Source organism: Acinetobacter pseudolwoffii (assembly GCF_002803605.1).
GTDB lineage: Bacteria > Pseudomonadota > Gammaproteobacteria > Pseudomonadales > Moraxellaceae > Acinetobacter > Acinetobacter pseudolwoffii.
This window is the reverse complement of the sequence record NZ_PHRG01000005.1, coordinates 21,752-45,006: the sequence shown is the minus strand read 5'-3', so window position 1 is coordinate 45,006 and position 23,255 is coordinate 21,752. Positions and strand designations below refer to the sequence as shown.

The 23,255-nt window shown below is 43.0% G+C and carries 22 protein-coding genes; 9 read left to right on the top strand and 13 right to left on the bottom strand.

Annotation, left to right across the window (positions count from 1 at the left end):
• Nucleotides 1–34: 34 nt before the first annotated feature.
• From CWI32_RS10610 to hrpA, 6 genes are all read right to left on the bottom strand, one after another.
• Complete coding sequence (locus CWI32_RS10610) at nt 35–361, bottom strand: gamma-glutamylcyclotransferase family protein (protein WP_100535268.1); 327 nt, start codon at nt 359–361, stop codon at nt 35–37.
• 30 nt (nt 362–391) lie between these two features.
• Nucleotides 392–2,107 carry an AAA family ATPase gene (locus CWI32_RS10605; protein ID WP_005097360.1) on the bottom strand — a complete coding sequence of 572 codons (1,716 nt, stop codon included), beginning with the start codon at nt 2,105–2,107 and terminating at the stop codon, nt 392–394.
• 89 nt (nt 2,108–2,196) lie between these two features.
• The gene (locus CWI32_RS10600; protein WP_100535267.1) at nt 2,197–4,203 is read right to left on the bottom strand and encodes a hypothetical protein; all 2,007 of its coding nucleotides are present in this window, start codon (nt 4,201–4,203) and stop codon (nt 2,197–2,199) included.
• Nucleotides 4,204–4,363: 160 nt separating this feature from the next.
• A complete protein-coding gene (locus CWI32_RS10595; RefSeq protein WP_100355380.1) occupies nt 4,364–5,140 on the bottom strand; it encodes a 1-acyl-sn-glycerol-3-phosphate acyltransferase in 777 nt (258 codons plus the stop codon).
• Nucleotides 5,141–5,166: 26 nt separating this feature from the next.
• Nucleotides 5,167–6,276, bottom strand: coding sequence for a beta-ketoacyl-ACP synthase III (locus tag CWI32_RS10590; RefSeq protein ID WP_005170328.1), 1,110 nt, complete (start codon nt 6,274–6,276; stop codon nt 5,167–5,169).
• Nucleotides 6,277–6,306: 30 nt separating this feature from the next.
• Nucleotides 6,307–10,230: an ATP-dependent RNA helicase HrpA gene (gene hrpA, locus CWI32_RS10585; RefSeq protein WP_167381280.1), complete on the bottom strand. Its 3,924-nt coding sequence runs from the start codon at nt 10,228–10,230 to the stop codon at nt 6,307–6,309.
• 488 nt (nt 10,231–10,718) lie between these two features.
• Between hrpA and ahpC the strand changes: the two genes are divergently transcribed.
• Both ahpC and CWI32_RS10575 read left to right on the top strand, forming a co-directional pair.
• The gene (gene ahpC, locus CWI32_RS10580) at nt 10,719–11,282 is read left to right on the top strand and encodes an alkyl hydroperoxide reductase subunit C (RefSeq protein ID WP_005097370.1); all 564 of its coding nucleotides are present in this window, start codon (nt 10,719–10,721) and stop codon (nt 11,280–11,282) included.
• Nucleotides 11,283–11,590: 308 nt separating this feature from the next.
• Nucleotides 11,591–11,797 carry a KTSC domain-containing protein gene (locus tag CWI32_RS10575; RefSeq protein ID WP_100329913.1) on the top strand — a complete coding sequence of 69 codons (207 nt, stop codon included), beginning with the start codon at nt 11,591–11,593 and terminating at the stop codon, nt 11,795–11,797.
• Between the two features lie 2 nt (nt 11,798–11,799).
• On the opposite strand, the gene CWI32_RS10570 is transcribed toward CWI32_RS10575, so the two are convergent.
• Together CWI32_RS10570 and CWI32_RS10565 are read right to left on the bottom strand one after the other, a co-directional pair.
• Entirely contained in the window at nt 11,800–12,399 is a 600-nt protein-coding gene (locus tag CWI32_RS10570; protein WP_100535266.1) for an O-methyltransferase, read from the bottom strand.
• A gap of 23 nt (nt 12,400–12,422) precedes the next feature.
• A complete protein-coding gene (locus CWI32_RS10565; protein WP_005097373.1) occupies nt 12,423–12,641 on the bottom strand; it encodes a DUF1653 domain-containing protein in 219 nt (72 codons plus the stop codon).
• A 234-nt stretch (nt 12,642–12,875) separates the two neighbouring features.
• Here CWI32_RS10565 and ahpF point away from each other — a divergent pair, with 234 nt between their 5' ends.
• The 3 genes from ahpF to CWI32_RS10550 all read left to right on the top strand — a co-directional run bounded on the left by ahpF (nt 12,876) and on the right by CWI32_RS10550 (nt 15,308).
• The gene (ahpF, locus tag CWI32_RS10560) at nt 12,876–14,441 is read left to right on the top strand and encodes an alkyl hydroperoxide reductase subunit F (RefSeq protein WP_100355383.1); all 1,566 of its coding nucleotides are present in this window, start codon (nt 12,876–12,878) and stop codon (nt 14,439–14,441) included.
• Between the two features lie 271 nt (nt 14,442–14,712).
• Nucleotides 14,713–14,961: a hypothetical protein gene (locus CWI32_RS10555; protein ID WP_005097376.1), complete on the top strand. Its 249-nt coding sequence runs from the start codon at nt 14,713–14,715 to the stop codon at nt 14,959–14,961.
• Between the two features lie 146 nt (nt 14,962–15,107).
• Nucleotides 15,108–15,308, top strand: a complete 201-nt coding sequence (locus CWI32_RS10550) for a hypothetical protein (RefSeq protein ID WP_005097377.1) — start codon at nt 15,108–15,110, stop codon at nt 15,306–15,308.
• Here CWI32_RS10550 and CWI32_RS10545 read toward each other — a convergent pair.
• Together CWI32_RS10545 and CWI32_RS10540 are read right to left on the bottom strand one after the other, a co-directional pair.
• On the bottom strand, nt 15,292–15,930 hold the full coding sequence (locus CWI32_RS10545) for a LysE family transporter (RefSeq protein ID WP_100535265.1): 639 nt from the start codon (nt 15,928–15,930) through the stop codon (nt 15,292–15,294). The genes CWI32_RS10550 and CWI32_RS10545 overlap by 17 nt on opposite strands.
• Before the next feature lie 126 nt (nt 15,931–16,056).
• Nucleotides 16,057–16,623: an FxsA family protein gene (locus CWI32_RS10540; RefSeq protein WP_005170309.1), complete on the bottom strand. Its 567-nt coding sequence runs from the start codon at nt 16,621–16,623 to the stop codon at nt 16,057–16,059.
• 125 nt (nt 16,624–16,748) lie between these two features.
• On the opposite strand from CWI32_RS10540, the gene ruvC reads away from it, so the two are divergent.
• Nucleotides 16,749–17,294 carry a crossover junction endodeoxyribonuclease RuvC gene (gene ruvC / locus CWI32_RS10535; protein ID WP_004278925.1) on the top strand — a complete coding sequence of 182 codons (546 nt, stop codon included), beginning with the start codon at nt 16,749–16,751 and terminating at the stop codon, nt 17,292–17,294.
• Nucleotides 17,295–17,581: 287 nt separating this feature from the next.
• Here the strand turns inward: ruvC and CWI32_RS10525 are convergent, their stop codons facing one another.
• Complete coding sequence (locus CWI32_RS10525) at nt 17,582–19,054, bottom strand: NAD(P)H-hydrate dehydratase (protein ID WP_100535264.1); 1,473 nt, start codon at nt 19,052–19,054, stop codon at nt 17,582–17,584.
• 23 nt (nt 19,055–19,077) lie between these two features.
• Between CWI32_RS10525 and queG the strand changes: the two genes are divergently transcribed.
• From queG to bioB, 3 genes are all read left to right on the top strand, one after another.
• Nucleotides 19,078–20,172 (top strand): tRNA epoxyqueuosine(34) reductase QueG, encoded by a 1,095-nt coding sequence (queG, locus tag CWI32_RS10520; protein WP_005170301.1) that lies wholly within the window; start codon nt 19,078–19,080, stop codon nt 20,170–20,172.
• 109 nt (nt 20,173–20,281) lie between these two features.
• Complete coding sequence (locus CWI32_RS10515) at nt 20,282–20,482, top strand: hypothetical protein (protein WP_005097383.1); 201 nt, start codon at nt 20,282–20,284, stop codon at nt 20,480–20,482.
• A gap of 144 nt (nt 20,483–20,626) precedes the next feature.
• On the top strand, nt 20,627–21,628 hold the full coding sequence (gene bioB, locus CWI32_RS10510; protein ID WP_100329905.1) for a biotin synthase BioB: 1,002 nt from the start codon (nt 20,627–20,629) through the stop codon (nt 21,626–21,628).
• Between the two features lie 16 nt (nt 21,629–21,644).
• On the opposite strand, the gene CWI32_RS10505 is transcribed toward bioB, so the two are convergent.
• Both CWI32_RS10505 and CWI32_RS10500 read right to left on the bottom strand, forming a co-directional pair.
• Nucleotides 21,645–21,872, bottom strand: coding sequence for a hypothetical protein (locus CWI32_RS10505; protein ID WP_074383544.1), 228 nt, complete (start codon nt 21,870–21,872; stop codon nt 21,645–21,647).
• 906 nt (nt 21,873–22,778) lie between these two features.
• Nucleotides 22,779–22,961, bottom strand: coding sequence for an Arm DNA-binding domain-containing protein (locus tag CWI32_RS10500; protein WP_074383277.1), 183 nt, complete (start codon nt 22,959–22,961; stop codon nt 22,779–22,781).
• Nucleotides 22,962–23,255: the final 294 nt, after the last annotated feature.

The following is a 23,255-nucleotide window of genomic DNA, read 5'->3' as shown; positions in this document are numbered from 1 at the left end:
AAAATTTGAAATTTACTGCATGACAAATCCGAGCCTAATCTTTTAAGGCATAAACCAAACTTTCTATCATCTCGCCGTTTTCCAAATATACTTTAACCGGAATCCGTTGATATTCATCACCTTCAAACGCATCCAGCTCTTCCCAATATTGGGGAAGATGCTCAGATATAAATACATAACCCTGAACAGTCTCGCCCGAATCACTGAGCTGAATGGCCGGGCTACCAAATTCAGCCCCCCAGCCACGCTGTTGCAAATGCCCACGGATATAAGCGGCTTTCCAGCTTCCCCCAATCCGCTCCATGACATGGGCATTGGGTTGCTGGGGACGAAGCGTGCCGTATACGAATAAACTATGCATCTTAAAAGTTCTGAAGGATCATTTCGGGGATTACTCTACAAATAACAGTGCCAGACGGACTTGGTCATAGGCCATTTTAGGCGTGGTGAGTTCTACAATCGGGCGCAACTTAATCGAGCCATCATCATTAAAATGCTCAGCACTTTGACGTTTGGTTAAGCGTTTATAAATTTTACGCACCTGCTCCACCACTTCCTCACCCGGATGAGCCACCGAAATATCCAGTCCCTGCTCTTTGTGTAAACGGCCTAGATGATTAATGATTGTCGCTGGCGTCAGACCACGTTCAGTCGCGATATCCGCAACTTCATAGCCTTCTTCAAACAGTGCTCGGGTTTCATCCAGTGTGGCAGTGGCATAACTCTGCTTCGTGCCACTCTTGGAAATTTTCTTTTCATTGCGCTGGATTTCTGCTTCATTCAATGTGCCACCGCAGTGACGAATAAAGGCTTTATGCTGCGCAGTCAAATCGACATTTTCAAAATTCGCTTCGGCTTCATCAGAAAGTTCCTGAAAACGACGATCAGCTTTAATCGCTAAACTGTCAAGTTCCAAAGCCTGCTCATTAAAGCCTTTTAAACGTAAGCCATTTAAGCTTTTCAACCGTGACAGCGCCACATAACCTTGACCTTTCTCGAAAGTATGACTCAGATCAATTTCTGCTGCTTCCAAGGTCATCCCTTGAGATTTATGAATGGTAATCGCCCAGGCCAAGCGTAAAGGAATTTGCTGGAAACTGGCAATAGTCTTACCAGCTTCATTGTCTACCGACCAGGTTTCCGGCTCCACCACCAAGGTCGTGCCATCGGTCAGTTTTACTTTGGGCAGCACACCATATTCATCGTCTTCTTCAAAACTGATCACTTCACCCAGACTGCCGTTGATATAGCCCATATCAAAGTTATTTTTTACAAACATGACTTTGGCATGCTTTTTCAAGGTTAAGGCTTCTGGTGCACGTACTGAAGATTTTAAAGTTTCAATCAGCTTTTCATTGCCATCACACTGGGCATCAAACTGGCGCGGATCATTGTCAATTTCATTCAGATGTTTAAAGTTAAGACTATCCACATCCATATTATGGGTATACAGACGCGTATAGGTATCGCCGATTTCTTGATGTCGGGTTGCCTGTAAAGCCGTGCGATGTTCATGGCTAATCGCCTGCGCACGGATCGCATTCAGGATGTCATTCAGATAATCATTGCCCTGACGATGCTGCTCGGTCAGATAACAGACCCGAAACTTGGCTTCTACCCAGGCTTCCGACATAAAGCAGAATTTATCGCGATTACGCTCGTCATTCTTACCGACTGGCGGCAACTGGAAAAAATCCCCGGCCACAATTACCTGAATACCGCCAAAGGCTTCATCACTGTCCTTAAAATATTTCAGCACCTGATTGACCAGATTCAGCTGCTTGGCATGCAGCATGGAAATTTCATCAATAATCAGAACTTGGGCATTTTCCAGATGTTCTTTTAAGTATTTACGCTCTTTCATGCGCTTTAAGTCATCTTCGGACAAAAAGTCTTTAATCCCAATGCCGGCCCAGGTGTGAATGGTCATACCATTCATATGCGTGGCTGCAATACCGGTCGATGCCGTAATCGCGACGGCGACTTTACGCGCTTTTAAATAATTAATATATTGATTCAGCGTATAGGTTTTTCCTGCACCCGCAGAACCGGTTAAAAAGACATTTTCTCCTGCTTTGAGTAACTTAAGGGCAGTTTCCTGTTTCATAAGAGCAATACCGTGAAAGAACGGCTATAGCCTAACGATTTTTGGCAGAAAAGTTAAGCGTCATGGCGGAAAACCACTTAATCTTGCACTTAAGCCTGCAAGTTGAGCCAGTTGATAAAATGCATCGCGATATTGCTATATTCAGCTTCTGCCTTTTGATTGTTCGGATATTCCAACTGATCGAAGATCACTTGCCCATTGACGATTCGACAGCCCAGAATTAAAGGTAAACGCACATCCGGATGCGACATGCGAAAGGCCACATATTGCCCTTCAATAATCTGCTGGGCATAACTGGCAGCCAGACAGTTCCTGAAAACCTTGGATTCTTCCAGAATACGATCCAGATTTTTAAGCTCCTCAAAACGCCAGTTGAAATATAATAAAAATGAGGCCTGCGTCAAAGGTGACCAAGTTACGAGCGCAAACTCTTTTTTCAGCTTGGCCATCATTTCCTGCTTCTGAATCTGATCATGCCAGATCACGGCCTGAGCGAATAATCCACTCCAGCTGAGGTTTTTCGGAATCTCGTTATGACTGGAAAAATATTCCACCAGATAGTCACGCACATAACTGTCAAATACAGACTCACGCACATGTCCACTGTGTAAATAAAACAGCTGTCTAAATTCGACAAAAGGAATCCGATAGCGCTGCAACACATGATAGAAATCCCGATTCTGCTGGCTTTGAGGCTGAATATAGGTCAAGACTTCTTCTGGAAGATGTGTGGTAATTTTATATAGATGCTGCATATATGCCTGCATCACCCGGCTCAGTTGCAAATAGACTTTCTTGGTGATCTGATCATCCATTTTGACCACGTTACGCAGCAGTTCTATCCATTCGTCCAGATACAGAATCGAGGGAGTGATGGCAATCCGCTGATCATCCATCGATTGGCGTGTACCTTTTAAGACCACCGCCTGATTATGCTGATGTTGAAACCAGTCATGCTGGATTGCATATTCATGCATGCTATGAATAAACAGTCGCGCTGAGACATATTGAAAATATTGTAAGGTCGCCAGAATAATCTGCGGATGAATATGATGGCTGTCTACAAAACTTAAGGCCGTCACTGCCACCCGCACGCTGCTGTGCTGAATATTGCTACTGATCCAGTCCACCACTTCGGCTGGTTGCCTGAAAATCCAGTTCACTGCACGATGACAGTCAAATAGTGGTAATCGGGCCACCTTTTTTTGCCATAAATAGAGATGATTTTCCAGAAAATTTTGTTTGGCTAATAAGTCATCACGATGCCAGACCTCACGATTCATCAAACGGACAAAACCGAGCAGGTGGCTCTGCTCCTCGGCATGCCGATATAGCAAACAGATATCATCAGTATGATCATTCAATTCATGTAAATTAAAACGCTCTTCAAAAGACAAGGACATAATCCGAAACGTCGCCGGATGCAAAAACTGTGCGGCACTAAAACAGAATTCATCCAGAGTATCCATTAAGGACTGGATGGACAGGAACTCATCCTGTTGTAGAAATGCCAAAGAAAAAGCCTGTTGCAAGCTTTCAAGAATTTGCGGGGGAATATCCTGTTCGTCCAGAACAACGTTTTGCATGACTGGTGTTGTATACAACCCGGCCTCTATTAAATGATGATCAATAATCTCAGCCTGAACCACCGACATCTGTTGCAGGAATGCCAATACCCGTGCTGGGCCATTTACCGCCTCATAGACCTGGTTCAGAATCAGTTTGCGTAATTGCTTGGCTTTGTCACGTAAATACAGCGAATGCTGCGGTTTCAAGTCCCCAGTCAGGAAATAGATATCCTGTAAAAAAAATTCCTCTAGCGCTTCTGCTTTGTATTGCTGAAAATAAAAATGACTCTCGACCAAAACGGGTGCAGTTCCGGAGTCCAGTGTATATGCAGTATAAAACTGGATATAGAACAACCCGTCCAGCAATTCAATCCGGTATTGACCCTGCTGAATTTTTAATAGATTTTGTGCAGTCAGATGACCAATCATCGCCATCTGATCCAGATAAAGCTGGTTCAACTCCGGAGAAATCCGCAAACATTGTTGTGCCAGCAATTTTAACGGCGCTACCCAATCACCCTGTTCCATATACGCACCTATTTATTTTATTTTTATATTGAATCATGTTGAGCCCTCGATCATCGATCAGTGACTATTTGACCATACATTATGGCAGTACTCGCACAATAAAACAGCACTGCAGGATGACTTCTAAATATAGCGCATCTCAATATGTCACAACTTGGATTTACAACGAGGATTCGGTTGCCTGCTGGTCTTGCTGACGCTGCACAGTGAGCGCTGCCAACCCCGTATAAATATGCTGTTGCAAGCTATGCCGAAACTCAACCAGCTCTTCTTGCGTCTGCACCTGAGCAATCGATAGTCGTGGCATAAACTGAAAATAAAAGGGCAAGCGTTTTGGCAACAGGTGTTTGGGCAGAGAAGGAATCACATCGCCCTGACGTAGTAATTTATTGAGTTGTGGTATTTTAAGTAGTGTTTGAAAATACTTATGCTGGATAATCTTATTGGCATTAAAGCCAATCTCATAGACCTCATCCGCACCGAGAGCGGCAAAAGGGACAAGATCATAGTTGAATTCTTGCGCCAGCTTTAAAAAGCCGTAACGCTGCTTCCAGATCAGCTGATACTGCTCACCCTGACGTTTGAGCACTTCACGACCGCCACCCGGAAAGACCAGAATGGAATAGCCTTGCTGCATTGCAGCACGCACATAGGCTTGTGTTCCATCAATGGCACCAAACTTTTTCACGGCTTCACGCCACAGCGGCACATAAAAATGGCTATGATCTGCAATACTGACCACAGCCACCTTATGTTCGTTGTAGAGGTAATCAATCAGCATCGGCGCATCAAAGATGCCATACATGGAATGATTACCGACATACATTGCAGGTCGACTGGCATCCATATACTCAGCCCCTAAAAATGTCGGGGTAAAATATAACTTGGAGAAGGCACTTAAACGCCTGATCCACTGCCCGTCATGCTTGGCCTGCAATCTGTCTACTCTCTATTTATTGCGGATCATGCCACACGTTTTTGAACCAGAATCGAACCCACTGAATAACCAGCACCGAATGAACAAAGTACGCCGTATTCACCATCTTCCACTTCATGGGCAGTGCGGTGTAATGCAATGATCACGCCTGCAGAAGAAGTATTGGCAAACTCGTTCAGAATCATCGGCACCAGACCAGGTTTGGCATTTTCTTTGCCAACCACCAGTTTCAGGATCAGTTCATTCATACTGGCATTGGCTTGATGGAGCCAGAAGCGTTTCACGCCAGTCGGTGCAATCTGATTCTTCTCCAGTTGCGCTGTAATCATTTTCGCAACCAGTGGGCAGACTTCTTTAAAGACCTTACGGCCATCCTGACGGAAACGCTTGTCATCAATGTCGGCATTTTCAGAGGTATTCAAGAAACCAAAGTTATTGCGGATGTTATTCGAGAACTGGGTGAACAACTCGGAATCCAGAATTTCAAAACCGGTTTTGCTTTCAGTGTTTTCAATAATTGAAGCGGTTGCCACATCACCAAAAATAAAGTGACAGTCACGTGAACGAAAATCGGTATGTGCAGAGGTAATTTCCACATTAACCAATAACACACGACGCGCACCAGCCTTAATCGCATCATAGGCCTGTTTCAGACCAAATGTTGCTGCCGAGCAGGCCACATTCATGTCATAGGCATAGCCTTTAATGCCTAGAGCGGTTTGAATCTCGATGGCAACGGCAGGATAAGCACGTTGCAAATTCGAGCATGACAAAATCACGATATCAATATCTTCAGCAGTCACGCCTGCATTTTCCATCGCCTGCTTGGCTGCGATTACACCCCATTCTGCTTGCAGTGAAATTTCATCATCTGCACGTTCAGGTAAATTCGGACGTAAACGTTTCGGATCTAGAATACCGCTTTTTTCCGCAACATAACGGCGTTGGACACCAGATGCCTTTTCAATAAATTCTGCACTAGAACCACGACGCGCTTCAATTTCGCCTGCAGCGATTTTGTCCGCATTTTCGTGATTAAACAGTTCCACATAAGCATTTAAACTTTCAACTAATTCTTCATTGGTGATGACATTTTCCGGATGGAACAAGCCAGTACCCGTAATGCGGATGCCCATGTAAAACTCCTTCTCTGAATTACCTATATCTTAACTGATTCCAAGACGATCCCATACTTTTTGCAAGCGAGTTGGAGACACGGGTGCTTTTGTTTTCATCGGTTGTGAAAACAATGAGATTCTTAACTCCTCGACCATGAAGTACAATTCTTTCAGACGAGGGTCATCTTTAAACTTGAACAATTTTTCCATCCATTGATCAATTTGGTCAATGGCGGAATTGTCCCTTTGTAGATTATTGGGCAAGCGGTCTAAACGCAAGATCAAGGCTTTCAAATAACGTGGAAATTCGATCCATACATCGGATGGTTTACGATATACAAAGTCAGAAAGACTCATTAAATCAAGTTGATCTTCAATATCATTGATATTTTTCTCAAACACAGAATGGTCTAAAACCAATAATTTCCGGCGGATTTCCTGCCACTGGATATAAATATCTGTAATCTCTTTCAGAGTAACTTGCCCATGACTTAAGAAAGATTTTTTTACATCTTCAACCAGTTTTTGGAACTCTTGCGCATTGACAGGTAGCTCATTCATGGACACTTGCAGTGTGGCATAAACTAACATTTGTTCTAGTTGGGCCTTGTCACCGAGTGGCGAATAAGCCAGTGCCAAAGGTTTGGAGATCTGTTTTTTTAACTGGCGAATCAGGTCTCCCAGTTGCATATGCACCAGTCGGATCACCCCTTCACGATGTTTTTTGATCGCTTCCGCCTGATCGTTAAAGGTCTGAATCACCACGCCCGACTCATCTTTTTGCTCCAGTGCAGCAAAGGCTTTGGTCGGCACCAGCGCCTGATACTGCTTGACCACGACACCCGTGACTTTTTGTGAGGCTTCAAACACAAAACTTTCCGGGAAGGTTTTAAATTCACCTTTCAGCTGCTTGACCGGACTATGGGTTTCAGCCCGGCAACGTGCTTTCAGCTCTGACAAATCACGACCCTGTTCAATGACACGACCTTTTTCATCAGTGACTTTAATAAACGGTAACAGATACTGTTCGACCCGGTCAAAGCTGAAATCTTTCTCAGTGATTTGATCGCCACGTAACTGGAACGCCAGGAAACCAAAGATATGTTTCTGCAGATCCTGTACATCGACTTTTGCCATGAGTTTTCGTGCAGTATCTGGAATTGGCACCAGATTACGGCGCTTGTCCTTCGGCAAGCCTTTTAGCAATGCTTCAATCAGGTCCAGACGCCAGCCTGGAATTCCCCAGGACCAGATTGATTCATCTACCTGAGCCAAGGCTTGCAGTGGAATTTTAACTGTCGCGCCATCTTCATCATGACTCGGGTCAAAGCGATAGGTCGCTGCCAGACGAAGTTCACCATTACGTAAATAGTCAGGAAATTGCTGTGTGGTTGGACGGTCATTCAGCCATAATGCATCATCATCAACAAATAAATAACGTGGCTGCTGAGGCTCAACCGTAGCCCGCCAATCTTCAAAAGTACGGCGGCTGGCCACTTCAGCTGGCACTTTAGATGCATAGAACTGGTAAATGGTTTCTTCGTCTACCACCAGATCACGACGACGCAATTTATCCTCAACCCGTTCGACTTCTTCCAGTTTAAGCAAGTTATGCTTTAAAAATGGCGGACTAATACCGAGATGACCCGTAGTTAAAGCATCGCGTAAGAAAATTTCATGCGCCGCAGCCTGATCGACTTTTTCATAATTGATTGCTCGTTTTGGCTCAATGATCAGACCAAATAATGAAATCTGGTCATAAGCGTTCACCACACCGGCTTTTTTCGACCAGTGCGGTTCAAAATAATGATGCTTGAGCAGATCGCGGGCGGCTAGCAGTATCCATTCCGGTTCAATCTTGGCCAGAGTGCGTAAATACACTTGCGAGGTTTCCACCATCTCAAAAGCCATGACCCACGGCGTATTGCTCTTATGCAAAGTCGATGCCGGGAAAATCCGGGCTTTCTGCTGACGTACCGCCATAAACACATTACGTTCATCGGTCTTGTTGGCAATAAACGACAATAAGCCGGTGAGTAATGCACGATGCAGATTTTCATAACTGGCAGCTTTGTCATTAAATGACAGTTTTAGACCTTGAGCCAAGTCCACCAGTTGTTCATGGGTTTTTTTCCATTCACGTAAACGCAGCCAGCTCAAGAAATGATTCCGCGCAAATGTACGGCGTTTATTCTCACTCATACTTTCGCGATTGCCGTGCAATGTTTCCCAGAGTTTTATATAGAACAAAAAGTCAGAATCAGCTTCACGGAACAAGGCATGTTTCTGGTCGGCCTGCATTTGTTTGTCTGCAGGACGTTCACGCGGATCTTGCACCGCGAGCGCCGCAACAATAATCAAGACTTCGTTTAAAACACCAAAATGTGCGCCACCCAAAATCATACGGGCCAGACGTGGGTCAATCGGCATTTTTGCCATTTGCTGACCGATTTTGGTTAATCCACTGCTTTGAAGTCTCCCTTTCTCAAAGGGAGATTTAGAAGGATTTGCTTGATCATCTTCAGTTTTAGGAGAATTTTTCTCGGCCATTGCCCCCAACTCAATCAGCAACTTACGGCCATCATTCACCAGACGGTGATCCGGTGGTTCGATAAAATCAAAGTCCTCCAGCGAGCCTAAACCCAGACTCTGCATCTGCAAAATCACCGATGCCAGATTGGTACGCTTGATTTCAGGTTCAGTAAATTCCGGACGGCTCAGAAAGTCGTCTTCCGAATACAGGCGGATACAAACACCGGGCGCAATACGACCACAACGACCTTTACGCTGATTGGCTGCAGCCTGAGAAACGGCTTCAATCGGCAGGCGCTGCACCCGTGAACGATAGTTATAACGTGAAATACGCGCAAAACCACTATCAATTACATAACGAATATTCGGTACAGTCAACGCTGTTTCCGCGACGTTGGTGGCAATAATAATACGTCGCCCACCACCGGAAGGATTAAAGATTTTTTGCTGCTCTGCCAAGGCTAAACGGGCAAATAAGGTTAAGACTTCAGTATGCCGTGGTCCATGCTTGATCAGGGTTTCCTGTAGCTCGCGAATTTCCTGTTCTGTACTGGCAAAAATCAGGATATCGGCATGTTCGGGATGGCCTTTTTCTTGTGCATCCTGAAAACATTCTTCTACCGCTTTAACCACAGCACGCGGCAAGTTTTCTTCGAAGTCATCAAATTCATCATCATCGCTGCCGCCAATGCTCATTTCCGAGATCGGGCGATAACGCAGTTCAACCGGGAAACTACGGCCTTCTACTTCAAAAATGGGTGCACCATTAAAGTAATTACTAAAACGGTTTACATCCAGTGTGGCAGACGTAATGATGACTTTCAGGTCTGGACGACGCGGCAGTAACTGCTTCAGATAGCCCATAATGAAGTCGATATTCAGCGAACGTTCATGTGCTTCATCAATAATAATGGTGTCATATTTGCTTAGGTAGCGGTCATGCGTCAGTTCGGCAAGCAGAATACCGTCAGTCATCAAGCGTACAATTGAATCTTGGGAACCCTGTTCAGTAAAACGCACTTTAAAGGAAATTGATTCCCCGAGTTTTTCGCCAACTTCTTCAGCAATACGCTGTGATACGCTTCGAGCCGCCAGTCGGCGTGGCTGGGTATGTCCAATCAGACCAGTCAGGCCGCGTCCAGCCAGCATGGCAATTTGCGGTAATTGTGTGGTTTTACCAGAACCGGTTTCGCCAGCCACAATAATGACCTGATGCTTTTGAATCGCGGCTATCAGCTTGTCAGCGTATTGGGTAACGGGCAAATCTTGATTCAGCTTGATGTCTGGAAGACGTTCCAGCCGCTGCCGCACTTTCAGATTGGATTTTTCAAATAGTTCCTGATACTGCTTGGCATTGGCATCTTTCCCCTTCTTCAGTCGATTTAAACGGTGACGGTCACGCGCCATTATCCATTGATCTACATTTAAATGACTCTGCACAGAGAAAACACCCACATCAAAAAACCGGAAAAGTTTATTTTACTTGGTTCATTAGCTTTCAGATAGTCGTAGTTCTGTTAAGTGCCGGACAAATTGGCTTTACTCGTCTCATTTCCCTTAATTCGGCGTAGTAAATCGAGCAAATTACCCCGCTACTCTCACCTGTCCACATGATTAAGTTTAAGCATAAACCTAATTTTTAAATTGATATCGAGAGTATTTTGAGGAAAACAGGATTTTTTCCTGATTTGCCCTTGAATTTTTCAGTTTCAGCATCATGTTTGTTAGCACGAGGAAAAAGAGATAATTTTGTCATGAAGCCATCATCTTGATGCTGCTCAATGAACAAAGCTATTTTGTGAAAATGGAGAATTTTTACATGATTCGGTTTTTCCGATTTTTGTAATGTAAAAATACCATTTCACCAATAAAGTAAATTTCTATAAGCTAATTGAAATTCAAAACAAACCTCAATCATGGAGACAATGATGAGCTTAATTAATACTGAAGTTAAACCATTTAAAGCAACTGCATTCCAAAATGGCCAATTTATTGAAGTAACTGAAGCTGACCTTAAAGGCAAATGGTCTGTAGTATTCTTCTACCCAGCTGACTTCACTTTCGTTTGCCCAACTGAACTGGGTGACCTTGCTGACAACTACGCTGAATTCCAAAAATTAGGCGTTGAAATCTACTCAGTTTCTACTGACACACATTTCACACACAAAGCTTGGCACGATTCTTCAGAAGAAATCAAAAAAATCCAGTATGTAATGGTTGGTGATGCAAACTGGACGCTTGCTAAAAACTTTGACGTATTAATCGAAGCTGACGGCCTTGCTGATCGTGGTACTTTCGTCATCGATCCAGAAGGTAAAATCCAAATCGTTGAAATCAACGCTGGTGGTATCGGTCGTGATGCTCAAGAACTTCTTCGTAAAGTTAAAGCAGCTCAGTATGTACATGCTCACCCAGGCGAAGTTTGCCCAGCTAAATGGAAAGAAGGCGATGCAACTCTTGCTCCTTCAATCGACCTAGTGGGTAAAATCTAATTTTAATTAGATTAAACTGACTCAAAAAAACCACGCTCTTTAGCGTGGTTTTTTATAACTTTTGATTTGATTTATTTATTTTAGAAGTAATGTTTACACGCAGATTGAGTGTGTGTATTTATCCCGAAATTGCTTGAATCGTCTATTTCTTTGCGATCTATCAAACTGCGCTGAATAAGTTTTAATTTCTCGCTGCAGCTATTTTCTTACAATCCTCTGCCCATTCTTACAATATAGCTATACATCTACAGCACGGCATGGCATAAGTTCAAATGATAAGAAAATAAATATTCAGTGGAGGAACGCATATGCAAAAACTGCTTACAGTGATTTCATGGAAATATAATCCCTCAAGCCGCCACCTGAAAATCGTTTATAGTAATGGCCATACGGAACTCTATCATCCTGTACCCGAATTTATTTATGACAACCTGCTCAGACGTGAAGATAAAGCTGCTTTCGTACATAAATATCTTGAATATAATTTACATTTCAATAAAGTCTGTATGGATTAAAACTAATGCGATTCACGATATCCGACCATCAGCAGACCCGCACCGATCGGTACAGTGCTGATGATAAAACGCTGATCTTGCTGAATCAGATGAATAAACTCTTCCACTTCTGCTGCATGTGAAATGACATTATCCACCACAAGCATCCCACATTTTGGCTTGAGTAATCGAGCCAAATGCTTCCAATAGCCTAGATAGGCATCGCGCTCAGCATCCATTAAAATAAAATCAAACTGTTGCTGTGAAGCTTCTAGATATTGCTGCGCATCCATCACTTGAAAATCAATAAGATGTTCAAAACCCAATGTATTTGCATAGTGTTTCGCTTGAGTGACACGTGCTTTATCTATTTCCAGTGTGGTTATCACTGCTTGGGTATGCTGAGCAGCTTCAGCTAGCCATAAAGTCGAATAGCCTGTGGATGTACCAATTTCCAAAATATCTTTGGCTTGCTGGGCACGAATCAACGTGGATAAAAATCGACCTGATTCTGGTTCTATATTGCGATATCGTTGCAGTCGATCTGTCTGCTTGAGATCATGCATATGAAATTTTTCATATAATTCATGCATGAATTTTTCAAATTCATCTGGATTTAGCATAGCCCCTCCCTGAGCCTTTTAGCTTAAAGCGCCTGAATTAATTTAAAGCGTTCCACTTCACGATCATCGTTGGTGGTAATGGTTTCAGTGAACATTGTTAAAGGGCGCACCCAAATCGAATAATCCCCATAGAGACATTGATAAACCACCAGCTTTTCTTCAGTTTCACTGTGCGTGGCGACATGTAATACCTGATAAAGCTGCCCTTTATAATGCTGATAAATTCCGCGCTGTAATTCCATGATTCAGCCCTCCTGTTATAGATGCCTAATACTAACTGAATTAAGCAAATATCAAGTTAAATTACTTGAAAATTCTTATTCTAACGCCATATAAAAATCTGAAATTAATGATGCATTTTTCAATAAATTAGTAATTCCGATCGATATTATAAAAACAAACTGTTTTACCTATTTTGATTTATGCACTAATATCGCTTTATCAAATAAATATTTATTCCTTTGGAGACGTTAGCCATGTTAGACCAAAATACTTCAGCCCAATTAAAAACACTACTCGAACGTCTGGAAAGCCCGATTGAACTGGTTGCGACTTTAAATGATTCCGACAAATCTGCAAAAATCAAAGAACTGGTTGAGGAAGTGGCTGCATTATCTGATTTAGTCACTGCACGCTTTGACGGTACAAACCAACGTGCTCCAAGCTTTGGTATTGCCAAAGCAGGTGAAGAGCCACGGGTCTACTTTGCAGGTCTGCCAATGGGGCATGAATTCACCTCACTGATTCTGGCTTTACTGCAAAGCTCTGGTTATGCACCGAAAGTATCTGCTGAAGTTTTAGAGTCGATTAAAGGCTTAGGGATCAAATCTGATTTTGATGTATTTGTATCACTCAGCTGCCATAACTGTCCGGATGTGGTTCAAGCCTTAAACCTGATTGCAATTTACAACCCGGGCACAACAGCCACCATGATTGATGGGGCATTCTTCCAGGATGAAGTGGAAGAACGCAAAATCATGGCGGTGCCGATGGTGTTCCAGGACAACCAGCATATCGGTCAAGGTCGTATGACTTTGGAAGAAATCGTGGCAAAACTGGACACCAACTCTGCAGCAAAAGAGGCTGAAAAGCTCAATGCTAAAGATGCCTTTGATGTACTGGTGATTGGTGGTGGCCCTGCGGGCAATACCTCTGCCATCTATGCTGCACGTAAAGGCATTAAAACAGGTATCGTGGCTGAACGCATGGGTGGTCAGGTCATGGACACCATGGACATCGAAAACTATACATCGATTCAAAAAACTCAAGGTCCCAAGTTTGCTGCTGAAATGGAAGCACATGTACGTGAATACGGTGTTGACATCATGAACCTGCAACGTGTCTCTAACATCAAAGGTGCAGATGAAACAACGAATGGTCTGGTAGAAGTGACTTTAGAGAATGGTGCCAAACTGGAATCGAAAACAGTCATCCTGTCTACAGGTGCACGCTGGAGAGAAATGAACGTTCCGGGTGAGCAGGAATACAAAACCCGTGGTGTGGCCTACTGCCCACACTGTGATGGTCCATTGTTCAAAGGCAAACGTGTTGCGGTAATCGGTGGGGGTAACTCTGGTGTAGAAGCTGCGATTGACCTTGCAGGGATTGTAGAGCATGTGACTTTGGTTGAGTTTGATAGCAAACTGCGTGCGGATCAGGTATTGCAAGACAAATTAACAAGCTTGCCAAACACCACGGTGATTAAAAATGCTTTGTCGACTGAAGTGGTGGGTGACGGTTCACAAGTGACTGCACTGAAATACAAAGACCGTACGACTGACCAAGAGCACACCGTTGAACTTGCAGGAATCTTCGTACAGATTGGTTTGTTGCCGAATACCGATTTCTTAAAAGCAACAGCGGTAGAACTTTCAAATCGTGGCGAGATCCTGATTAATGAGCGTAACGAGACCAATGTGAAAGGTGTATTTGCGGCGGGTGACTGTACTACTGTTCCTTATAAGCAGATCATCATTGCCACAGGTGAAGGCGCGAAAGCATCACTGTCTGCATTTGATTATATCATCCGTTCAGGTCAGTAATCCTTAACAAAACCCTAATAAAGCCCGCTTGAAGCGGGCTTTATTTTTCAATAACTACCGGTTTAGATTCAGTATATTTTATAAGCACTGCGTCCATTCATCTTCTTGCTAATCTTGTCATAAGCATGTCATTAATTTTGATTCTGTATAGATGGTCTGTAACTGTCGATAATCTCGTATTGCAAGCCTGTGAAAGCTCTCATATGATAGGGTGATAAATCATCTTTCATGATCGAAGAATAAAAAAGGATAACATCCTGGGAGAAGAACAATGCACTACCAATATCAATGTGCCTGCTGCGAAAAAGTAGTGGAATCTACAGAAAAATCATGTCCAGATTGCGGTTCGCATCATATTCGCAGTCCTTTTGGCTTCTGGATTTTGTGTCTAGTGGCCTGTCTTGCTACAGCGATCGTATTTAAAGTGGTGCACGTCTATGTGCAATCACAACAACAAGAAGTTCCCGTACAACACTCTATACTCGATGTTTTACAAGAAGAAAATAAAGGCCTTCGTTAATTTTATTCAGCTCTGATTGAGAGACCTGTTCCGAAAAACAGGTCTTTTTTTATGGTGTTTTAATACCAGTATCGCTATGCAGAAAAACAGCTTCATAGCTGCCAGATTTGATTTACAATAGCAATTCTTGGAATGAGAGATATGCAATGGTTCAGTTAATTAAAAAAGGTGGATTACGCGAGCGTGCCAACCGTAGCCGCAGCTATCAGGGTTCTGAAAATACCGAAACCAGCTTAAGACCCAATCGCTATCAAACAGCGGTTAAAACACAAGAAAATTTAGTGTCTTCTTCACTTATATCCACCGAATCCACTTTGGATGATCATCCAGTTAATTCATCAAAATAAGCGCGTCATACCATAACCATAACGCAAAGAGTAAAAATAGCCCGCCTGAAACGATATCAATATAACTCCCTGAACGCTGATACAGAGCTTTAATTTTCGGCTGTGAAATCAGCAACATGAGTAAAGCGAAAGTGATAAAAGTCTGCAAGGGAATAATCACCGCGAGTTGTGCTTTCAGATATTCCGAGGCTGACGAACTCAGTGCCAGTGAAAATACGCTGCTAAAATAGATCAGCGTTTTAGGATTAGAGAGGTTGGTCCATAGACCCAACATAAAGTAATTTTTGGGTTGTGCCAGTTCATTGGAATCATCTTCGGGCTGATGTTTATTCTTAAAACTGTGCACACCACCCTTGAGCATTGCCCAGCCCATTTTTGCCAGGAATATTCCACCGAGCAGCATCAAGACCTGCTGGACCCATGGAAACTGCTCGATTAAAACGGTAAATCCGGCCAGTGTCAGTACCACCCACACGACAATACCGGCCGAAATACCTGCAATAATTTTCAGGGCATTTTGGCGTGTGGTAGATGCAGCACTTTTGGCGATCAGTAGAATATCAGGGCCAGGACTTAGTTGAGCAACAAAATGCAGAAGGCAGATGGTAAAAAGCAGAGACATTAAAATAGCGTTAAATTATAAAAAATGATTATAACGTTTGTTCAAACTAATGAGAATATTCCAATAAAAAACCGAATCATCAGATTCGGCTTAAATATAACCTTTTGAACTTTGCAGATGGATATCTTATTTTGGATTGATATCTTTCATTTCAATTTTTTTCGCTTCAGGCTTCACTTCACGCGCTTCACCATCAATGATGGTTGAATCACCACGACCTGCTTGCTGGTTTTGCATATCCTGCATTTGACGCATCATCTCGGCAAAGGGGTTCTGGCCTTGCGCACCCCCCATATCGCCCATCATGCCACCCATCATTTTTTCCATCATGGCCTGCTGACGTTTCATCATCGCCTTCATCATGGCAGCTTTAAATACCTGCTGCACGGCTGGAATCAGCATTAATACCGCCAGTACATCGCTAATTAAGCCAGGAAGAAGCAGGAAGAAGCCTGCTAAAATTTTAGGTAAATTTCCTGTTAATGCAGGATCTGCATTCATCTGCCCCATTTGCATTTGCTGCATCTGTGGCATCACACCGGCCGAATATTTACGGATCAGGTTCATACCAATAAAAAATGCAGCCACAAACCAGAAAAATACGTACCACATGCTCCCGACGAGGTCACCCACGCCAATCCAGACAAATACTTCTAGGATTAAGCCTGCAAGGATAATAAGAAATAATTTCATGAAAATTAATCTAATCTCAGTAAAATAAATAATAGGATGATGTAATCAACTGCTTCATCAGGATCAAGCTTTTTTGATACGCTTATGTAACAATATGGGCATTATTCTATTTTTAAAGTGCAGGCATGTCATTAATTATTGGGATTGACCCCGGTTCTCGTTTAACTGGTTACGGAATTATCGAAAAAGACGGCTCCAAACTGACTTTTGTCGATGCCGGTACGATCCGCACCGAAACCACGGAAATGCCTGAACGTTTAAAACGAATTTTTGCCGGTGTAGAGCGGATTGTAAAATTTTATGGCCCAACAGAAGCCGCAGTAGAACAGGTCTTTATGGCACAAAATCCGGATTCTGCCTTGAAACTGGGTCAGGCCCGTGGTGCTGCTGTTGCCGCGCTGGTCAATCTGGATTTAAAAGTTGCTGAATATACGGCGCGCCAGATCAAGCAGTCTGTAGTGGGTTATGGCGCTGCTGATAAAGAGCAGGTACAGATGATGGTGATGAATATTTTAAAACTCAGCATCAAACCGCAACAGGATGCCGCCGATGCACTGGCGGCTGCCATTTGTCATGCACATGCCTCAGGTAGTATGAGTAAAATGGCGGTACTCAATGCTTTGGGCGGCATGGCACGTGGCCGCAGTCGGGTCAGCAGCCGTCGTCGTTAATGTTTAGCGCAGTATTTTAAAGCCTTGAATACCTAAGTCGGATTGCAGATGCTCTGGAATAATTGCTTGTCCGATTGCAGAAGCAGGCCCTTTGCCAACTTCGTGCAATCATTTCCTGAAGCGGTGAATCTGCGCCAACAATAACAGCCTCCACTTCGCCACTACTTAAATTTTTCACCTAGCCTTTTAAATCGAGTGCCACAGCCTGCTCAGCAAACCAGTAGCGCTAACCCACACCTTGCACTTGGCCTGAAATATTCATTTTGATGACTGGCACACTATTCTCCTTAGCGATTCACCACCTGATAAATTGCATGTTTCATGTCCTGCGCCTGCAAACCACGTTCGCCGTTTTTGGCCAGTTCATCCCCTGCCAGTGCATGCAGCGTCACAATTTCATGCAAATGAATCGATTGAGCAAATTGTGCCTTTAGACTGGCAATCATCCCGGCCAGCACATCCCCCATGCCGCCTGTTCCCATACCCGCATTCCCGGCAGTGCAAATATATAGCTGTTGTTCCAGAATCAGACTGCCTGAACCTTTTAGCACCCATTGCCCGCCATACTTCTGCCTTAAGGCATGAATCGCTTGAATCCGATCTGTTTCAATGTCCAAGGTTTTACAATCAAGTAAAGTTGCCGCTTCACCCGGATGCGGTGTAGTGTAAGTTTTAGAATTTAATTGTTGCGGCTGTTTGGCTAAAAACCACAATGCATCTGCATCTAAAACAATGTCTAAGTCTGAATTTCGAATTAAATCAAACCATGCCTGATATTGCTCTTTTGCCCATTGATCACGTCCCAAGCCCATACCAAAACAGACTGCATCGACCTGCTGAATTAAGGCTGTGCGCTGCTCTATGTTGAGAGCATTAATATCACGCAGCATAATATTCGGCGCACGAGACAAAATGGCGGTATGGTGTTTCGCATCACAGACAATGGTGACCTTACCTGCTCCGGCAGCAAATGCCGCTTCTGCTGCCATAATCACTGCTCCGCCCATTTCAGCATGCCCCCCCACCACCAGCACATGACCATAACTGCCTTTATGACCAAAGGCTTCACGTTTCGGTAATTTAATCTGCTGTGAGGAAAGTTTGGCAACTGGTTGCAGTTCGGCATCAACTGGAATGGCAGAAATCAGTTCAACCTTAGCGGCATATTCCTTAGCTTGTCCGGTAAACAGTCCTGCCTTTAAGCCCAAAACCGTATACGTAAAATCCGCTTTAACCGCAATAGGCAAAGGCTGACCGGTATTGGCATGCAGTCCACTCGGTATATCAACCGCGATTTTGAGACCTTTCTGGTCATTGATCAATTGGATGATGGATTGCCAGTTCGCATCCAGCTCACGATTTAAACCAATGCCAAATAAGGCATCGATATAAGCGTCATATTCATGCTTAAACTGAAAATGCGGCCCTACTTCCAATCCAGCATCCAGCGCTTCTTGCCAAGCTTTGGCCAAGTCCACTGATTGACCTTTTTCAGCCGCATAAATATCTACATCGAAACCGGCCTGTTTTAAATATTTTGCAATCAGATAACCATCACCAGCATTATTGCCCTGACCACAACACACCGCTATTTTCTGTATATTTTTTTCTTTAAATAGCACACTCAGACGCTGTGTGACTGACCAAGCCACCTGCTGCATCAAACCATAGGAACTATTTTGCTGCTGAAACCAACGCTGCTCCCATGCTTGAATACTTTGGCTATGATAAACAGGGCTATGGTAAACTTGTTGCTGCATTTTTTATTCCCTGTCTTTGGTTTATGACAATTCCCGATTCTTACGCACAAATTCAAGTCTATCAACAAGATCCAGCCGAGCTAAAAGCCTGGATTAAAGCGCAGGCGCTAGAATTGGGGTTTTCTGATTGTGTCATTGCCAAACCAGATGCTCAAGCAGAATTAGCGCGCTTACAGGAATATCTGGATCGTGGCTATCATGGCGACATGAAATTTCTGGAAGATAATCTGGAAAAACGTGCCAATCCTGCCTTACTTGTCCCCGGCACGCGCAGCATTATCTGCGTGCGTATGGATTATCTGGTCGAGACTCCAAAGCCACGTTACGTTCCGTATGCACCCAATTCCGCGATTATTGCGCGTTATGCCCGTGGCCGGGATTATCACAAGATCATGCGCGGTCGGCTCAAAACCTTGGCGACAAAAATCCGGGAAAAAGTTGGCGATTTTGAATCACGCCCTTTTGCCGATTCTGCACCCATTTTTGAAAAATCACTGGCTGAAAGTGCTGGCATGGGCTGGACAGGTAAACATACCCTGCTGATTCATAAAAAGTCTGGTTCTTTCTTTGTGCTTGGAGAGCTATTTACTTCTCTGGACCTCCCTTTTGATGCGCCTGCCAGTAAACATTGTGGTTCCTGTACGGCCTGTATCGACATCTGTCCAACTCAGGCCATTGTCGAGCCCTATATGCTGGATGCACGGCGATGTATTGCTTACTTAACCATCGAGTATAAAGGCATTATTCCAGAAGATTTGCGCCGCGGAATTGGTAACCGGGTTTTTGGTTGTGACGATTGCCAGCTAATTTGTCCTTGGAACAGTTTTGCCCAAATCACCCCGGTAGAAGATTTTCATCCACGACATGGTCTGGATCAGGTCAGCTTGCTAGATTTATGGCAATGGGATGAAACCACCTTCTTAAGTGCGACCGAAGGCAGTCCAATGCGTCGTACAGGTTATCAAAGCTTCATGCGCAATATCGCAATTGGTCTGGGCAATGCACCTTTTGATGAAAAGATTGTTTACGCTTTACAACATCAACGGGCATTACATGACGAAATTGTGCAGGTGCATATTGATTGGGCGATTCAGGAACAGTTGACCAAAACAGCATAAATTTTCAATTTATTACTTCGGCTCACTCGATCTCTTATAAGGCTTACACAATATTTGATCACTTTATGTCATAAAGAAAGAGATGAAAAAATGACGAGAGGGACTGAAGATGCAAGAGCAAGATAAAAAACAGCAACAGCACGAACAGCTAGATCAGCTTAAACAGCAGAAGCAACAACAGCAGCAGCCCCAACATGGGCCAATCGATTCTCCTAAGAACAATCAGCATGAGCAGGATGAACGAGTGCTGAACAAGCAGCATCGTGACGATCTGCAAAATCAGAATATTCATGGGGGTCATCGTGAATAAAAAATTTCAGGATTAAATATAATGACAAAGTCCACCCCGTGTGGGCTTTGTTCGTTATAGAAGGTCATATTTTGCTAGTGAGGCAGACACACATTTTTATTAAGATGAGGTGAATGATAAATAAGCACAAACAAGGACAGATATATGAACACGAGTAATGCAGTACGCAATGATTGGTCACGTGAAGAAATACAGGCACTGTATCAGCAGCCTTTAATGGATTTATTGTTTCAGGCGCAACAGGTTCATCGTGAGCACTTCACTGCCAATACAGTTCAGGTCAGCACCCTCCTCTCGATCAAAACAGGCAAATGCCCTGAAGACTGCAAATACTGTTCACAATCTGCGCATTATGATTCCAAGCTAGAAGCTGAAAAACGTATCGCGGTCGATAAAGTCATTCAGGAGGCTAAACAGGCACTGGCTTCTGGAAGCTCTCGTTTCTGTATGGGCGCTGCATGGCGTAACCCGCATGAGCGCGATATGCCTTATGTTCTGGAAATGGTGCAGGAAGTTAAAGCACTCGGTCTGGAAACCTGTATGACACTGGGCATGTTGAATGCATCCCAAGCAGAACGTTTGAAAGATGCCGGTCTGGATTACTACAACCACAATCTGGATACTTCTCGTGAATATTATTCACATATTATCAGTACCCGAAGCTTTGATGACCGTCTCGATACTTTGGATTATGTGCGTCAAGCCGGTTTAAAAGTATGTAGTGGCGGTATTGTCGGACTGGGCGAAAGCCGTAATGACCGGATTGGTTTATTATATGAACTTGCCACGCTGGTCATTCACCCTGAATCTGTCCCGATCAATATGCTGGTTCCAATTGAAGGCACACCAATGGCAGATGTAGAAAAACTGGATGTTATTGAATGGATTCGTACCATTGCAGTGGCGCGCCTCTTGATGCCAAAAAGCTACATCCGCCTCTCTGCGGGCCGTGAATCGTTAACCGATTCAGATCAGGCTCTGGCATTTATGGCCGGTGCCAATTCCATTTTCTCGGGTGAAAAACTTTTGACCACCCCAAATACTGCCCAAGGTCGTGACCAAAAGCTATTTGAGAAATTAGGTCTGGTTGCAGAGCAGCCTAAACCAAGTGTACGTGCATTGGCGACCGATGCGATGGCAGGCTAAGCAATATAGGAGTGAATTAAGTCGCTGAAAAGTTATGTGCAGTAATCAGTATGCCATAGCGGGCATTCAGATAATCTCCAACTCTGATTTGATCCATTCCATTGGCATGATGCACCACCAACTCCTGAGTGATTGCATCATAGCTAAAAGACTCATAACTGTCTTGATGCAGACTAAGCCAATGCAGCGTATCTGCCAGATTGCTGTCTACGATATAGGTATCTGCATGAAAATTTTTGCTCATATGCCCGATCATCAGCTTGGAATTTCACTCTAATTTTAACGGAAATTAGCCAAGTATAAGCATAAAAAAAGTGAGCCCTCGCTCACTTTTTTTTGTAAAACATCAGTCCTTATTGATCCCACACTTACGACACTCCCTGTGTTCCCCGATTTCCTGCATTTGCTCGTACTCATAGATATGCAAGCAAAATAATTTTCTTAATAGCTGAAGCATCTTGAAACTCCTGTTTAATCATTTTTTTAATACGCTTCTTAAGATATTCCTTCCTGAAACATCATGATTTCTGACTAAAAAATCATCTCTTATTTATTAGCATAATTTTCTCAGTTGTAAAATGCATTTCATCTACTTTTCATCTTATTTCCTGATATTTTTTGAAGTGCATCACAGTCCATTCATAAATATAAACTTTTTTCCTGAAGTAAAATTCTTCTAGATAAAAAATCCTTAAAAATGACTCATAGAATTCATCTATTGAAGCCAGACCTCTTTTTTATAAGTTGATTCAAATATTGCCTAATTTTTATTTAAGTGTAATAGTTAAATTATCGTCAATGGTAAAATCATAAGCATTACGACAATACGAAATTAGTTTTTCAAATCGATTGAATATCTGTTCATTTAATTGTTTTTATTGAAAAAATCCTTTCCACTCCGAAGCAGGTATGTCTTTGAATAGACGATAACAAAATACTGGCAATATATGCTTTTCTATCGACTGATACTCTTTCTTATAAGTTTTATCAGTTCATACAGCTTGCTTTGTCTTCATCCATTTAATCAGTAAATTACCAAACAATAGGTTCTCTTTTTGTTGAGCTTCCAATAATTTCTCATTTTTAGTTTTTAAAATGAGTTCACCATTTTGATACTTAATGGCCATTGAACATGCTTCTCTGACTGAGATTACTGGATAAGTCCCAAGCTATGTCCATTTACCAAGTGTATTCTTAAACCGCAACTGCCATGATTTTTACCTGTTACAACGACTTTTAAATACAAACCCATAATATCCGAAACCCTATACTCTAATTCTTTAGGTTTTAACACTGCAAATTGGGTATCTGTGAGCAATTTAGATTTCGCCATAAAATTATGATTTTCCTAGATTAAACTAGGCTCCTGTATCCTGAGTTATATTTTAAATTTATGATACAAACAAGGATACGAATAGGGTGTTTTTATACGAGTATACCTGAGTATTCTTAAGACATAAAAAAATCCTTAACTCTATTAGAATTAAGGGTTTAGATCTTATATAAAGCTATATAAGTATAAAACTTGGTGGGCCCAGACAGACTTGAACTGTCGACCAACGGATTATGAGTCCGTTTACATGGCAATTAAAAATCAACAAGTAACAGATATAAAATCAATACTATC